Origin of the sequence: Mesorhizobium sp. M7A.F.Ca.AU.002.02.1.1 (assembly GCF_003998535.1) — a bacterium.
In the GTDB taxonomy this organism is placed as follows: domain Bacteria; phylum Pseudomonadota; class Alphaproteobacteria; order Rhizobiales; family Rhizobiaceae; genus Mesorhizobium; species Mesorhizobium ciceri.
In genome coordinates this window covers 1-457 of the sequence record NZ_RZPB01001485.1, presented here as the reverse complement: position 1 = coordinate 457, position 457 = coordinate 1, and the positions used below count along the sequence as shown (strand labels likewise).

General features: G+C 67.8%; 2 pseudogenes. Both read right to left on the bottom strand.

The features are described from left to right. Window positions 1-196: pseudogene (locus EN879_RS38505) on the bottom strand (branched-chain amino acid ABC transporter permease); the annotation flags it as partial. Further along, window positions 193-457: pseudogene (locus EN879_RS38500) on the bottom strand (branched-chain amino acid ABC transporter permease); the annotation flags it as partial. The pseudogenes EN879_RS38500 and EN879_RS38505, both read right to left, overlap by 4 nt.

The window sequence follows — 457 nt, the reverse complement described above, 5'->3', positions numbered from 1 at the left end:
GCCCCATCGACAGGATGCCGGTCTGGCCGAACAGAACCGACAGGCCGTAAAGCGCGATGACGTTGGTGCCGGCCGAAATCGCCAGCGACAGGAAGCGGTTCGAGGGCGAGGCGAGCGGCACCAGCGCGATCAGCGCCAGGATGACCAGCACCGGCAGCAGCGCGCGCAGCGGCTTGAGGGTGGCACCGCCGTTCATGACGCCATCCTCGGTCCGCTGGTGCCGCCGAACAGGCCGTGCGGGCGCACGATCAGCACCAGGATCATCAAGACGAAGGAGTAGGCATCGGTCCATTGCGAGAAGCCGTAGCCGGCGCTGAAGCCTTCAACGATGCCGAGGATGAGGCCGGCGGCGACGGCGCCATAGATGTTGCCGAGCCCGCCGATGAGCGCGACGGCAAAGCCCTTCATCACCACGGTCCCGCCGGTGCACGGCGTGACCGGGAACAGCGCGACCCGA